This is a genomic window from Schaalia odontolytica, from assembly GCF_031191545.1.
GTDB lineage: Bacteria > Actinomycetota > Actinomycetes > Actinomycetales > Actinomycetaceae > Pauljensenia > Pauljensenia odontolytica.
The window spans coordinates 1,134,134-1,148,123 of sequence record NZ_CP133472.1 but is presented as its reverse complement, the minus strand read 5'-3'; the positions used below and the strand labels follow the sequence as shown (position 1 = coordinate 1,148,123).

Below are 13,990 nucleotides of genomic sequence, written 5' to 3'. Positions count from 1 at the left end.
CTTGCTGGTGTCCAGGTTACCGGCTGGGTGCCTGGAACCGTGAATCTGTGGTGTTCAGCGCTTGTTGCCGGAGCGGCGGCGCGCCTTGCGGCGCTCAACACGACGGCGCTCAATCTCGTCGGCGCTGAGAGAGCCGTGGCCGGAGGCGGACTCTACGGCCTCGGACGCATCCTTGGATGAGGCCTTGGCGGACTCACGCTCAAGGGAACGCCGATCGCGGACCTGCTTCTGGAGCTCGGCGCGCTGGGCGGAGGCTTCCTGCTTGGCCAGGCGCTTCTCGACGGCGAGGGTGAGGCCGTGCATCCACTGCTCGTCGGGCAGGGTCGTCCACTTGTGGGTAGCCAGGTTGCGGTAGACCGTAACGATCTCGCCGGTGCTCATCTCAGCGGGAAAGTCGGAGGCGACGTGCTGTTTCTTGGCCTTGGAGCGCAGCTCGGCGAGGGTACGCTCGTTGAGCTCGTCGACGCGCGGATCGGACCCGGCGGAGCCGAGGCCGGCGCGCTCACGGTCGTAGCTCTGGAAGAAGGGCTTGGCCCATTCCTGGTAAGCGGCCTCGCGGGAAGCGAGGAGGTCGACGTAGGCCGGAGAGCCGGGGGTCGGCATGACCTTGATGGTCCAGAAGGACTGGGCGAGAGCCCAGAAGGAGGCGGTCACGGTGTAGATGACGACGCCCATCTGGAAGAAGGCACCGGAGAAGATGAACATCAGCGGCATCACGTACATCATCGAGCGCTGCGACTGGGCCATCGGGTTGTCGCCCATGTCGGGCATGTTGCGCGAGAACGACATGCGCATGGATACGAACTGCAGGACCACCATGAGGATGATCGCGGCAACGAAGACGGAGACGATCGCGGGCTGGCCCCACGATTCGCGCAGCGTGTGGGAGAGGGGCACGCCGAAGACGGTCGAGTTGACGATCTCTGTGGAGACGGACTCGGTGAGGGGGCCGAGGTGGTCGGTGGCCTCGCCACGGTAGGTGTAGGTGCCGTCCGAAATGGAGGAGACCGCGATGATCGCGCGGTACATGCCGAAAAGCACGGGCATCTGCACGAGCATCGGCAGGCAGGAGGCGAAGGGCGAGACCTTGTGCTTGCGCTGGAGGGCCTGGGTCTCTTCCATCATCTTCTGACGGCTGACCTGGTCCTTCTTGCCCTTGTACTTCTCCTGGATCTTACGCATTTCAGGCTGGATGGCCTGCATCGCGCGCGAAGAGCGAATCTGCTTGAGGAACAGCGGGATGATGGCGATGCGCACCAGGATGGTGAGCAACACGATGGACAGGACCCACGCCATGCCGGAGCCGGAGGACATTCCGAGCAGCACGAGGAGATCGTGGATCCACACCCACAGCCACGAGATGGCCCACGCGAAGGGGTGGAGGATTGCGTCGAACATAGTTTTCGCTTTCGCCGTGGCGCGGATGCGCCGCTGTTTCGTTGTTCCTTGATTGTCCGAGGCCGTGGCCGGTTACTCGGTCGGATCGTGCTCCGGGTCGAGTCCCATCGGGGCGGGACGTTCCCAGTTGTCGTGTCCAGCCCAATCTTCGGGAGGAATCCATGGGTCGGGCTTCCAGCGTCCACGCTCTGGTACGTGGTCCACTCCCCCGTGGCTCCACGGGTTGCATCGCAGCAACCGCCAGGTTGCGAGGATGAGTCCCTTGATGGGGCCGTGGACGCGGAGGGCTTGGAGTGCGTAGGTCGAGCAGCTGGGGGCATATCGACACCGGGGGCCGAGGGCCGGGGAGATGTAGCGCTGGTAGGCGACGATGGGTACGGACACGAGTGCACTGAGGGCGCGGCCCGCGATGCTCATCGTGCGTCCCACTTGCGCCACGCTCGTGCCATCACACGGTCGAGGTGGTCGCCGAGTACCTTGGAAGGAACGCCGAGTGCCTTGGATGAGGCACGCACGACGATCCGGGATCCTTCGGGTAGGTCGGCGACTCTCTCACGCATGAGGTGGCGCAGCTGCCGCTTGACGCGGTTGCGTCCGTTGGCGCGCTTGATTTCCCGCTTGGGTACGACGAAACCGACGAGGCGACTGTCTCGTTCCTCGTCGGCTCGGACGTGGACGACGACCAGCGGATCTCCTGCTCGCGCTCCTTGTCGGATCGCGGCGGTGAAATCCGCTGGGTCAACCATGCGGTGCGCGCGCGGCAGCACCGGGGTGTCTCAGGCGGACAGCTTGGCGCGGCCCTTGCGACGGCGGGCAGCCAGAATGGCGCGGCCGGCGCGGGTCGACATGCGCAGACGGAAGCCGTGCGTCTTCGAACGACGACGGTTGTTGGGCTGGAAGGTCCGCTTGGTGGTCACGGCAATTCTCCTCGGCGGGGAGTGGTTTCCCACTCGTTATCGGTTGGGCTATCGACACGCGAGTGCGCGATAGCGGGGACGCACGCCCGAAATGGGCGCAAACAAAGACCAAGACTAAGCGGATTGGTGCTGAACGTCAATGCGGCAGCGTTACCCACCGCGTCACACACAGTATCCACAGCTGTGCAAATCACTGTGTATCTAATCCGTCCACAGAACGTGAGTAAGGGAAGTTATCCACAGACTGTGCGTATTTTTGCTTTCCGCACGCTTCTGCGGACCCAAAGTTGTAACTACAGAGCTGTGATTCTGTGATAGTTCTCCACAGCTCCATCCCCAATCTGTGCATAACATGTGCGCGGACTACACTGCGACAATGTACGAGCGTCACGCACATCACCAAGACAGCGTGACCGAACTCACCCGTATTTGTGACCGGAGGTTGCTGTGGAGCCGGATTCCCTCACACGCGCGTGGGCTGCCGCCCTCGATGCAGTCCCCACCGACGAGCTAGGGCCCGTCGCCACGTCGATGCTGCGCTCCGCTCGCCCCCTCGGAGACATCGAAGGCACGATCCTGCTCGCCGTCCCCAACGACTTCACCAAGCACTGGATCGAAGACAAAGCGCAGTCGAAGCTGACGACCGCCCTTTCCGTCCACCTGGGACGCACGGTACGCATCGCGATCACCGTCGACCCTTCACTCGAGGTCGTCGCCGAGGAAGAGGAAGAGCCAACCCCCGTCGCTCCCGCCCCCTCTGCACCCGCGGGGGGCCCGGCCTCGTCGGTTGAGGAGCCGAAAAATCACCACTCTCCCGCTCTCGTCACGTCACCCACCGACTCCGGGCCCACTCACCTGAACCCCAAGTTCACGTTCGACACCTTCGTCATCGGTCCCTCGAACCGTTTCGCCCACGCGGCAGCTCTGGCTGCCTCGGAAACCCCGGGGACCGCCTTCAATCCCCTCTTTATCTACGGCGACTCCGGACTGGGCAAGACCCACCTGCTGCAGGCCATCGGACACAACGCGCTGTCGATGATGCCCCACCTCAAGGTCCGCTACGTGAACTCCGAAGAGTTCACGAACGAGTTCATCAACGCGATTCGTCTCAATAAGACGGATAACTCCCAGGTCGAGGCCTTCCACCGCCGCTACCGCGAGCTCGATATCCTCCTCATTGACGATATTCAGTTCATCGGCGACAAGGAACAAACGGTCGAAGGTTTCTTCCACACCTTTAACGCGCTGCACAGCGCCAACAAGCAGATTGTCCTAACCTCGGACCTGCCCCCGGCCCAGCTCAAGGGCTTCGAGGACCGCATGCGGTCGCGGTTTTCCTCGGGACTGCTCGTGGATGTTCAGCCACCGGACCTCGAGACCCGCATCGCGATCCTCCATAAGAAGGCGGACGCCGAAGGCCTTGAGGTCACCCCTGAGGTATTCGAGTATGTCGCCTCGCGTATCTCCTCTAATATCCGTGAGCTGGAGGGCGCTCTCGTGCGCATCGGAGCGTGGGCGTCGCTGTACCAGGAGCGCATCGACCTCAACCTCGCGCAGATGATGCTCAAGGACTTCGTATCCAACCCGGACGACAACGAGATCACCGTCAGCCTCATCATGAGCCAGTGCGCCGTCTACTTCGGCGTGACGATTGAGCAGATGGGATCGTCTGAGCGCAGCCACAACGTCGTCGAGGCCCGACAGATCGCCATGTATCTGTGCCGCGAGCTCACCGATCTGTCCCTGCCCAAGATTGGTCAGGCCTTCGGCCGCGACCATACGACGGTCATGCACGCGAACAAGAAGATTTCCAAGCTCATGAAGGAAAAGCGCGAAACCTTCAACCACGTGTCGGAGCTTACAAACCGCATCAAACAGAAGGCCAGAGAATCATAAGAACCGCGCGGGCGCTGAGATAAGTCGGCGCCCGCGCCCCATTCACAGGCATTGTGCACATCCGGTGCATGAACGCGCTCAAGCTGTGTAGAACGAGGTCCGGCCTGTGGACCTAAAAAAGTTGTCATTTGCTTCGTGCACAGGAAGACGTGACGAATCCACAGCCTCGTCCCAGAATGACATCACAGTGATTTGACTGAAATTCCGCCGCATAAGGGAGTTACCCACAGAACTCACAGCCCTTATGACGGAAGGGAAGTCAAATGACAAAGATTTTTTCACAGGCCTCCGCACAACAACGCCGCCGCCGGTGCTACGCGATGATGCGCGGGAGGCGCATTACCTGCCCCACGTTGGCACACTTGTGGGTAGAGTAGTGTCCGATCCGTTTTGTGTTTTGGAGGCAGCTATGAAGTTCACCGTCGCCCGCGATGTTCTGGCCGAAGCAGTGTCGTGGACCGCTCGCGCACTCCCGGTTCGTCCGGCCTCGCCAATCCTGGCCGGTGTGCGCATCAAAGCTGAGGGTGACGAGCTGACCCTGTCCTCCTTCGATTACGAGGTCTCCGCGAACTCGCGCATTCCCGCGACCGTCGACGAGGCTGGCGAGGTCCTGGTTTCTGGCCGCCTCCTGGCTGACATCTCCAAGTCACTGCCCTCCAAGCCCGTCTCCGTTGAACTCGATGGACAGAAGGTGAACCTGGTCTGCGGCTCCTCGCACTTCACGCTCGCGGTCATGCCCCTCGATGAGTACCCGTTGCTACCCGCGCAACCCACCACGATCGGCGCAATCGATTCTTCGACCCTGTCCCAGGCCGTGTCCCAGGTGTCCATCGCCGCGTCGCGCGACGACACCCTGCCCCTGCTGACGGGCGTGCGCATCGAGATCAACGGCCCGGCGATTACGCTGCTAGCCACCGACCGCTACCGCCTCGCCATGCGCGAGCTCGATTGGGAGCCCACCGACACCTCGATCGAAGAGGTAGCCCTGGTCAAGGCCCGCATCCTCCAGGATGTCGCCAAGTCGATGACTTCGGGTGCCAAGGTCGAGGTTGGCCTGTCCGGCGACTCCCAGCCCGGCGCCTCCTCCCTCATCGGCTTCACCGCCCAGGGTCGCCGCACCACCTCAACGCTCATGGACGGCGACTACCCCGCCGTGCGTCGCCTCTTCCCCGACACCACGCCGATCCAGGCAGTTGTCGATCGCCACGCCCTGCTCGAGGCCGTCAAGCGTATGTCGCTGGTGGCCGAGCGTAAGACCTCCGTGCGCCTGGCCTTCACCGCGGGCCAGCTCGTCCTCGAGGCCGGCCAGGGTGACAACGCCCAGGCCTCCGAAGCCATCGAGGCGACCCTGCACGGCGACGACATCTCGACAGCCTTCAACCCGCAGTTCCTCATCGACGGCCTGCAGGTTCTGGACACCGACTACGTGCGCTTCGGTTTCACGCACCCCACGAAGCCGGCTGTCATCACGGGCCAGAAGAAGGCCGACGAGGGCGAGGTTACGCAGTTCCGTTACCTGCTGATGCCCATCCGCTTCGGCATCTGACGTGCGCGTCTCTCACCTGGCCCTCGACGACTTCCGCTCGTGGAAGCACGGGGTCGTCGAGCTGCCCGAGGGCCCCACGGTCCTGGTGGGCGCGAACGGCCAGGGGAAGACCAACCTCGTCGAGGCCCTCGCCTACCTGTCCACCTTTTCATCGCACAGGGTCGGCGCTGAGGGTGCCCTCGTGCGCATTCCCATCGACGAGGCCGAGGCGGCGCCGGGCGGGGCAGTCATTCGCGCACGCGTCGTGGCCTCGGGCCGCGAGCAGGTTATCGAGCTCGAGATTGTGCGCGGCAAGGCCAATCGTGCCCGGATCAACCGCGCACAGGTCAAACCCCGCGACATCCTCGGCATCGTGCGCACGGTCGTCTTTGCTCCCGAGGACCTGTCCCTCGTGCGCGCAGACCCTTCGGTGCGCCGTTCCTTCCTGGACGACCTCGCCACGCAGCTCTCCCCCATCCACGCCTCCGTGCGTTCCGACTTCGATCGGGTTGCCCGCCAACGAGCGGCGCTTATGAAGGCCGCCCAGGCCTCGCTGCGCCGTGGACACAGCCCTGACCTGTCGACCCTCGAGGTGTGGGACGAGCAGTTCGCCGCGCTGTCTGCGCGCATCACGGCCACGCGCGCGTCTATCGTCGACTCCCTCACCGCACCGGCCGCCCGATCCTACGACGACGTGGCAGACTCCCCGCGCCACCTGCGCCTCGCCTTCGATGCCTCGGTCGACCGGGTCATCGGCACCGACCCCGACAAGGCGGCCACCGCCGACCTCACCGACGTGGGTGCCCAGACCGAGCGCATGCTCGCCGCCCTGACGAGCGTGCGCGAGAAGGAAACCGAGCGAGGAGTCAACCTCGTCGGCGCGCACCGCGACGACCTGGCCCTCAGCCTCGGCGCGATGCCCGTCAAGGGCTACGCATCGCACGGCGAATCCTGGTCGGTTGCCCTTGCCCTTAGGCTCGGTGCCTTCGAGCTGCTCAGCGAAGACGGCGACACACCGATCCTCATCCTCGACGACGTCTTCGCCGAACTCGATTCCTCGCGCCGGGAGGGCCTGACCGCCCTGGCCTCGAAGGCCGAACAGATCATCGTCACCTGCGCCGTCGCCGATGACCTGCCCGCCTCCCTCGATCATCACGCCCTCCACGTGCGCCTCGACCCCGAGCGCGGCACCGTCATCGACGGATCTGACGATGAGTGAGCACGACGACCTGACTGACCTCGACCGCGTAAACGTGGACTTCACACCTGACGGTGAGGAAGGCGACGCCGACGAGTTTGTCGTGCGTGCCCTCGAACGTGCCCAGAGCGTCGCCCGCACACACGGATACACGAGGACCACCCTGCCCTCGTGGGGCCTCGACGAAACCAGACCCCGCCGCAGTCTCGACGGATCGAGTGAATACGCGGCCATCGAAACCGATGGATTCGGACGCCTCGCAGACGACGAGGGCGTGGCCGCGCGCGCAGCTGCCCGGGCCGCCGCCTACCGACACGCGAACGGGATCGATGCCCCGGCCTCGTCGACCGACGAGGATCCCGAGGGCGACCTCGCCGCGCTGCGTCAAGCCCTGGAGGGAACCGGCGCCTCGTGGAGCCGCTCCCCCGGCATGGCAGCCATGCGCCCGCGCTACCGCAGGGCCAACTCCCTGGGCGCGATCCTTGCGCGCACGATTAAGGCCCGCGAATGGGATACTCCCACCAAAATGGGGTCGATCATCGCCAAGTGGAGTGCCATCGTCGGCCCACAGGTCGCCGAGCACGCCAGCATTGAAACCTTCGAGGGGCATCGTCTCGTCGTACGCACCGACTCCACCGCTTGGGCGAAACAGCTCCAACTACTCCTTCCCTCTATCGAGCGTCGCATCGCCGAAGAGGTTGGCTCGGGTGTCGTCGAACAGGTTATCGTTCGAGGACCCGTTGCCCCATCGTGGCGGAAAGGCCCCTACGTCGTGCGAGGACGAGGCCCGCGCGCCGACTACGGATAAGCTAACATCCGAGAAATACTGTAGAGGACTCCCCCTGGCGAGCGGATTTTGTTAGTCTTCAACGTGAATCCCGCACACCAGTGCGAATTTGACGAGGAGTAATGATGAGCAATCCGTACGCACAGCAGGGCGGTAACGGTTGGGGAAACAACCCCCAGGGCCAGCAGGGATACGGTCAGGGTCCCTACGGGGGTCAGCCGCAGCAGCAGGGGTACGGGGTAGGCCAGTACGGTGCCCAGCCCCAGCAGCAGGGCTACGGGCAGGACGCGTCCAACCCTTATGGCGCTGCGAACACGCCCAATCCCTACGGCGGTCAAAGCGGTGCTAGTCCCTATGGCGGCCAGGCCAGCAACGTCTACGGCGCGCACAACCAGGGCGGTTACCCGCAGGGTTACGGGCAGCCTGGCATGTCCCCGATGGGTGCTGGCCCGCAGGGCGAGAAATCTAAGGCTCCCCTGCTCATCGGCATCGTGGCGGGCGTCGTCGTGCTCCTGATGATCGGTGGCCTCGTCGTCTGGGGCATGCTCAGCGCCGGATCGAGGAGCGCCTCGGGTCCGTCGTCGGATCCGACCTCGTCCTCGTCGGGCGGTTCGGGTTCTGGCTCGGGTTCTGGTTCGGGTTCGGGTTCCTCGAGTGGTTCGGGTTCGGGTTCTGGTACTTCGAGCGGTTCCGGTTCGGGAACGTCGAGCGGAAACAAGGGCACCGGCTCTGGTTCCTCGAGCGGCAACTCCTCGGGTGACGGCTATGTTGCCGACCTCGCCGGCGGCACTATTCACGTCGAGAGTAACAACATTGAACTCGGGCCTCGTGACGGCGATGGCGATGCGACCATGGCGATCACCTACACGATCGTGAACAAAGGAAACGAGAGCAAGGTTCCCACCTTTGTGCTCCCCCTTCCCGCGCAAAATGGCGCTTTCCTAAGGATCGCTTCCTTCGCCGATGATAACGAACCCGCCGGCTACGACCCGCTCAATTCGATTGCGGTCGTGAAGCCGGGCGAGACGCGAACGCTCACGAACTACTACAAGCTGCAGAAGGAGAATGCTCCCGTCGTTCTCCATGGTGAAGACCTGGACGATACCAAGAACAAGCTCAAGGATTACACCTGGAATCCGAGCTGATCCGACACCGTCGATGGCCTCCATCGACAAGCGATCGCCGCGCCGCGGCAGTGACGCGGTGTACTCGCTTGCCCCGCCCGCATGCACGCAACATGGCCGCCCTCCCGCCCGGGAGGGCGGCCCTATGCGTCGCGACCGAAACCACAATTGACATGTGACTGATCACAGTCGAGTTTTCGTTGCAATCGCGCAGTTTGTAAAGTAACCGTCCAAGCCTGTCAATCCCGGGTGCAAGCGCCACTTTTGGTAGAATCTACAAGGTTAAACATCTATTTTCCCGCACTGCGAGGGGAGCCACGTGGCTGACAACGAGAAGAACGCCGACGGCGAGCAGTCCTACGGCGCATCGGACATCACCGTCCTCGAGGGCCTGGAAGCCGTCCGCAAGCGCCCGGGCATGTACATCGGATCTACCGGTGAACGCGGCCTGCACCACCTGGTGTACGAGGTCGTCGACAACTCCGTGGACGAGGCCCTGGCCGGATACGCCGACCACATCGAGGTCACGATCCAGGAAGACGGCGGCATCAAGGTTGTCGACAACGGACGAGGTATCCCAGTCGACGAGCACCCCACCGAGCACAAGCCCACCGTCGAGGTCGTCATGACGATCCTGCACGCGGGTGGCAAGTTCGGCGGCGGCGGATACGCCGTCTCGGGTGGCCTGCACGGCGTCGGCATCTCCGTCGTCAATGCCCTGTCCACCCGCGTGAACACTGAAATTCGTCGCCAGGGCTACGTGTGGCGTATGTCGTTCGCGAACGGCGGCACCCCCATCACCCCGCTTGAGCGCGGCGAAGCCACCGACGAGACCGGAACCACGCAGGTCTTCTACCCGGACCCGGAGATCTTCGAAACCGTCGAGTTCGACTTCGAAACCCTGCGTCAGCGCTTCCAGCAGATGGCCTTCCTCAACAAGGGCCTGCGCATCACCCTGAGCGACGAGCGCGAGTTCGCCACCGACGAAGGCGACGAGATCGCCGGCGGAGAGGAGGCCTCGGACAAGAAGACCAAGGGCCACCGCACCGTCACCTACTGCTACGAGCACGGCCTGCGAGACTACGTCGAGTACCTCGACTCCGCCAAGAAGTCCGACACGATCAACAACGAGATCATCGACTTCGAAGCAGAAAACGACGAAGGCACCATGAGTGTGGAAATCGCCATGCAGTGGACCACCGCCTACTCATCGTCCGTCCACACCTTCGCCAACACCATCAACACGACCGAAGGCGGCATGCACGAGGAGGGCTTCCGCACCGCGCTGACCTCCCTCGTCAACCGCTACGGCCGCGACAAGGGCATCATCCGCGACAAGGACGACAACCTCACCGGTGACGACGTCCGCGAAGGCCTGACAGCCGTCATCTCGATCAAGCTCACCGAGCCGCAGTTCGAGGGCCAGACAAAGACCAAGCTCGGCAACACCGAGGCCCGCACCTTCGTCGCGCAGCAGGTCTACTCCAAGCTCACCGACTGGTTCGACGCACACCCCGCGGACGCCAAGGCCATCATCAACAAGGGCCAGGCTGCCCAGGCAGCTCGCGTCGCCGCTCGCAAGGCGCGCGAGGCCACACGCCGCAAGGGCGTCCTCGAGTCCGCATCCATGCCCGGCAAGCTGCGCGACTGCTCGTCACGCACGCCGTCCGAGTGTGAGATCTTCATCGTCGAGGGTGACTCCGCAGGCGGCTCCGCCGTCGGCGGCCGCGACCCCGAGCGTCAGGCCATCCTGCCGATCCGCGGCAAGATCCTCAACGTTGAAAAGGCGCGCCTGGATCGCGCCCTGTCCTCGGACACGATCCGCTCCCTCATCACCGCCTTCGGCACCGGTATCGGCGAAGACTTCGACATCTCGAAGCTGCGATACGGCAAGATCGTCATCATGGCGGACGCCGACGTCGATGGCCAGCACATCGCCACACTGCTGCTGACCCTCCTCTTCCGCTACATGCGACCGCTCATTGAAGGCGGACACACCTTCATCGCCATGCCGCCGCTGTACCGCATCAAGTGGACCAACGCCGAGCACGAATTCGCATACTCCGACAAGGAGCGCGACAAGCTGCTCGCCGCCGGTGCTGCCGCGAACCGCCGCCTGCCCAAGGAAGGCGGCATCCAGCGCTACAAGGGCCTCGGCGAAATGAACGATCACGAACTGTGGGAGACAACCATGGATCCGGAGCACCGGATCCTCAAGCAGGTCACCCTCGACGAGGCCGCAGACGCGGACGAAACCTTCACGATCCTCATGGGCGACGACGTCGAGCGACGCCGGACGTTCATCCAGCGCAACGCCACAGACGTGCGCTTCCTCGACATCTGACATAACCCACGACCAGCCCAGCCCCTGCCTCGAACGGGCACAACGGGCATGATCGAGCAGAAACAACGTAAGGAACACTCGTGAGCGACGAGCCCACAACTGACGCGCGGCACATCTCGGACACCGAGCGAATCCGGCAGGTCGACCTGCAAAAGGAGATGCAGCGCTCCTACCTCGACTACGCGATGAGCGTCATCGTCGGGCGCGCCCTGCCCGACGTGCGCGACGGCCTCAAGCCCGTCCACCGTCGCGTCCTGTACGCCATGTACGACGGCGGATACCGCCCCACCTCCTCGTTCTCCAAGTCCTCCCGCGTCGTCGGCGAGGTTATGGGTAACTACCATCCTCACGGCGATGCCGCTATCTACGACGCCCTCGCGCGCCTCGTGCAGCCCTGGTCGTTGAGGTACCCGCTTGTTGCCGGACAGGGTAACTTCGGCACCCCCGGCAACCTGGGTCCCGCTGCCCCCCGTTACACCGAGTGCAAGATGGCACCCCTGGCCATGGAGATGGTCCGCGACATCGACGAAGAATGCGTTGATTTTCAGGACAACTACGACGGCCGAAACCAGGAACCCACCATCCTGCCCGCGCGCTTCCCGAACCTGCTGGCCAACGGCTCTGAGGGTATTGCCGTCGGCATGGCCACGCGCATCCCGCCGCACAACCTGCGCGAACTCGCGCGCGGCGTCGAATGGGCCCTTGACCATCCTGAAGCCACCCGCGAGGAGCTCCTCGAAGCGCTCATCAAGCTGATCCCCGGACCCGACTTCCCCACCGGCGCCACCATCCTTGGCCGCAAGGGCATCGAGGACGCCTACCGTACCGGCCGTGGATCCATCACGCAGCGCGCCGTCGTGAGCGTCGAGGAGATCCAGGGCCGCCAGTGCCTCGTTGTCACCGAGCTGCCCTACCAGGTCAACCCAGACAACCTGGCCGACAAGATCGCCCAGCTCGTGCGCGATGGTCAGATCGGAGGAATCGCCGACATCCGCGACGAGACCTCGGGCCGCACCGGCCAGCGCCTCGTCATCGTCCTCAAGCGTGACGCCGTCGCCAAGGTCGTCCTCAACAACCTCTACAAGCGCACGAGCCTGCAGGAGAACTTCTCTGCCAACATGCTCGCGCTCGTCGACGGCGTGCCCCGCACCCTGTCCATCGACGGCTTCATCCGCCACTGGATCAACCACCAGATGGACGTCATCGTGCGCCGCACGCAGTTCCGCCTGCGCAAGGCCCTCGATCGCCTGCACATCCTCGAGGGCTACCTGAAGGCGCTCGACGCCCTCGACGAGGTCATCGCCCTCATCCGCCGCTCCCCCACGGTCGATGAAGCACGCAACGGCCTCATCGAGCTGCTCGGCGTGGACGCCATCCAAGCCGACGCGATCCTGGCCCTCCAGCTGCGCCGCCTGGCCGCCCTCGAGCGTCAGAAGATCATGGACGAGCACGCCGAACTCAAGGCCCGCGTCGACGACCTCAACGACATCCTGGCCAAGCCCGAGCGTCAGCGCGCCATCATCTCCGCCGAACTCGGCGAGATCGTCGACAAGTTCGGCGACGAGCGTCGCACCCGCATCCTCCCCTTCGACGGGGAAATGTCGATGGAAGACCTCATCCCCGAAGAGGACGTCGTCGTCACAATCACCCGCGACGGCTTCGCCAAGCGCACGCGCACGGACAACTACCGCTCCCAGAAGCGCGGCGGCAAGGGCGTGCGCGGCACCCAGTTGCGCGGCGACGACGTGGTTGAACACTTCTTTGTCACGACCACGCACAACTGGCTGCTCTTCTTCACCAACCTTGGCCGCGTCTACCGCGCCAAGGCCTACGAGATCCCCGAAGGGGGTCGCGACGCCAAGGGCCAGCACGTCGCCAACCTGCTGGCGTTCCAGCCCGACGAGCACATCGCACAGGTCCTCGCGATCCGTACCTACGAGGACGCGGACTTCCTCGTCCTGGCCACCAAGCGCGGCCTCGTCAAGAAAACCCCGTTGAGCCTGTACAACTCGCCCCGCTCCGGCGGTATCATCGCCATCAACCTGCGCGAGGACGAGGACGGCAAGCCCGACGAGCTGGTCTCTGCTCAGATCATCATGGCCGACGAGGACCTCATCCTGGTCTCCCGCGACGGTCAGGCCGTGCGCTTCACCGCCACCGACGAGCAGTTGCGCTCCATGGGTCGCTCCACGTCCGGCGTTCGCGGAATGAAGTTCCGCGGCGACGACGAACTGCTCAGCATGGAGGTCCCGCGCGAGGACACCGACCTGCTGATCGTCACTGAGTCCGGCTACGCCAAGCGCACCCCCGTCGACGAATACCCGACGAAGTCGCGCGGAACCCTCGGTGTTCGCGTCGGCAAGCTCGTCGACGAACGCGGCGGCCTCGTCGGAGCCCTCGTCGTGCGCCCCGATGAGGACGTCATGGTCATCACCTCCTCCGGCAAGCTCGTGCAGGTCAACGCCTCCGACGTGCGACCCACCGCCCGCAACACCATGGGCGTCATCTTCGCCCGCCCGGATGACGGCGACCGCATCATCGCGATCACGCGCAACTCCGATTCGGGCGACGAGGACGAGACCGACGACTCTGAGAACGCCGAGGCCACCCAGGCCGCGGAGGGAAGTGACGCCCCCGCGGGCGAGGCTCCGGCCTCCGAGGGCGATGACACCGAGGACGCACAGAACTGACGCTTGATCACGGGACGAGGGTTGCCTCGTCCCGTGATCAAGCTTCCAAAGCGGCGCGGAACCAGCGGCGGGGCCGGGCGATGCGGTAGCCTGGCAGATAGGAAGTGCGAC

11 protein-coding genes are annotated in these 13,990 nt (G+C 64.3%); 7 read left to right on the top strand and 4 right to left on the bottom strand.

Annotation, left to right across the window (positions count from 1 at the left end; translation table 11 throughout):
* Positions 1 to 54 precede the first annotated feature (54 nt).
* The 4 genes from yidC to rpmH form a co-directional block, all read right to left on the bottom strand.
* Positions 55 to 1,398, bottom strand: a complete 1,344-nt coding sequence (gene yidC, locus RDV55_RS04920) for a membrane protein insertase YidC (RefSeq protein WP_111823273.1) — start codon at positions 1,396 to 1,398, stop codon at positions 55 to 57.
* 72 nt (positions 1,399 to 1,470) lie between these two features.
* The gene (gene yidD, locus RDV55_RS04915) at positions 1,471 to 1,815 is read right to left on the bottom strand and encodes a membrane protein insertion efficiency factor YidD (RefSeq protein WP_111823272.1); all 345 of its coding nucleotides are present in this window, start codon (positions 1,813 to 1,815) and stop codon (positions 1,471 to 1,473) included.
* On the bottom strand, positions 1,812 to 2,165 hold the full coding sequence (rnpA, locus tag RDV55_RS04910) for a ribonuclease P protein component (RefSeq protein WP_111823271.1): 354 nt from the start codon (positions 2,163 to 2,165) through the stop codon (positions 1,812 to 1,814). Before rnpA ends, yidD begins: the two co-directional genes overlap by 4 nt.
* Positions 2,166 to 2,174: 9 nt before the next feature.
* Positions 2,175 to 2,315 carry a 50S ribosomal protein L34 gene (gene rpmH / locus RDV55_RS04905; protein ID WP_003791379.1) on the bottom strand — a complete coding sequence of 47 codons (141 nt, stop codon included), beginning with the start codon at positions 2,313 to 2,315 and terminating at the stop codon, positions 2,175 to 2,177.
* Positions 2,316 to 2,762: 447 nt separating this feature from the next.
* On the opposite strand from rpmH, the gene dnaA reads away from it, so the two are divergent.
* The 7 genes from dnaA (at position 2,763) to gyrA (ending at position 13,879) form a co-directional block, all read left to right on the top strand.
* Positions 2,763 to 4,211 carry a chromosomal replication initiator protein DnaA gene (gene dnaA, locus RDV55_RS04900; protein WP_111823270.1) on the top strand — a complete coding sequence of 483 codons (1,449 nt, stop codon included), beginning with the start codon at positions 2,763 to 2,765 and terminating at the stop codon, positions 4,209 to 4,211.
* A 409-nt stretch (positions 4,212 to 4,620) separates the two neighbouring features.
* On the top strand, positions 4,621 to 5,757 hold the full coding sequence (gene dnaN, locus RDV55_RS04895; RefSeq protein ID WP_111823269.1) for a DNA polymerase III subunit beta: 1,137 nt from the start codon (positions 4,621 to 4,623) through the stop codon (positions 5,755 to 5,757).
* Position 5,758: 1 nt separating this feature from the next.
* The gene (gene recF, locus RDV55_RS04890; RefSeq protein ID WP_111823268.1) at positions 5,759 to 6,955 is read left to right on the top strand and encodes a DNA replication/repair protein RecF; all 1,197 of its coding nucleotides are present in this window, start codon (positions 5,759 to 5,761) and stop codon (positions 6,953 to 6,955) included.
* Entirely contained in the window at positions 6,948 to 7,742 is a 795-nt protein-coding gene (locus RDV55_RS04885) for a DciA family protein (RefSeq protein ID WP_111823267.1), read from the top strand. Before recF ends, RDV55_RS04885 begins: the two co-directional genes overlap by 8 nt.
* 101 nt (positions 7,743 to 7,843) lie before the next feature.
* Positions 7,844 to 8,866, top strand: a complete 1,023-nt coding sequence (locus RDV55_RS04880; protein WP_309188075.1) for a DUF5067 domain-containing protein — start codon at positions 7,844 to 7,846, stop codon at positions 8,864 to 8,866.
* A gap of 298 nt (positions 8,867 to 9,164) precedes the next feature.
* Positions 9,165 to 11,189 carry a DNA topoisomerase (ATP-hydrolyzing) subunit B gene (gene gyrB / locus RDV55_RS04875; protein ID WP_111823265.1) on the top strand — a complete coding sequence of 675 codons (2,025 nt, stop codon included), beginning with the start codon at positions 9,165 to 9,167 and terminating at the stop codon, positions 11,187 to 11,189.
* Between the two features lie 80 nt (positions 11,190 to 11,269).
* The gene (gene gyrA, locus RDV55_RS04870; protein WP_111823264.1) at positions 11,270 to 13,879 is read left to right on the top strand and encodes a DNA gyrase subunit A; all 2,610 of its coding nucleotides are present in this window, start codon (positions 11,270 to 11,272) and stop codon (positions 13,877 to 13,879) included.
* Positions 13,880 to 13,990 lie beyond the last annotated feature (111 nt).

Coding starts and splice junctions, on each gene's coding strand:
- yidC (WP_111823273.1), bottom strand. CDS start 1,398: ATGTTCGACGCAATCCTCCACCCCTTCGCGTGGGCCATCTCGTGGCTG.
- yidD (WP_111823272.1), bottom strand. CDS start 1,815: ATGAGCATCGCGGGCCGCGCCCTCAGTGCACTCGTGTCCGTACCCATC.
- dnaN (WP_111823269.1), top strand. CDS start 4,621: ATGAAGTTCACCGTCGCCCGCGATGTTCTGGCCGAAGCAGTGTCGTGG.
- RDV55_RS04885 (WP_111823267.1), top strand. CDS start 6,948: ATGAGTGAGCACGACGACCTGACTGACCTCGACCGCGTAAACGTGGAC.
- RDV55_RS04880 (WP_309188075.1), top strand. CDS start 7,844: ATGATGAGCAATCCGTACGCACAGCAGGGCGGTAACGGTTGGGGAAAC.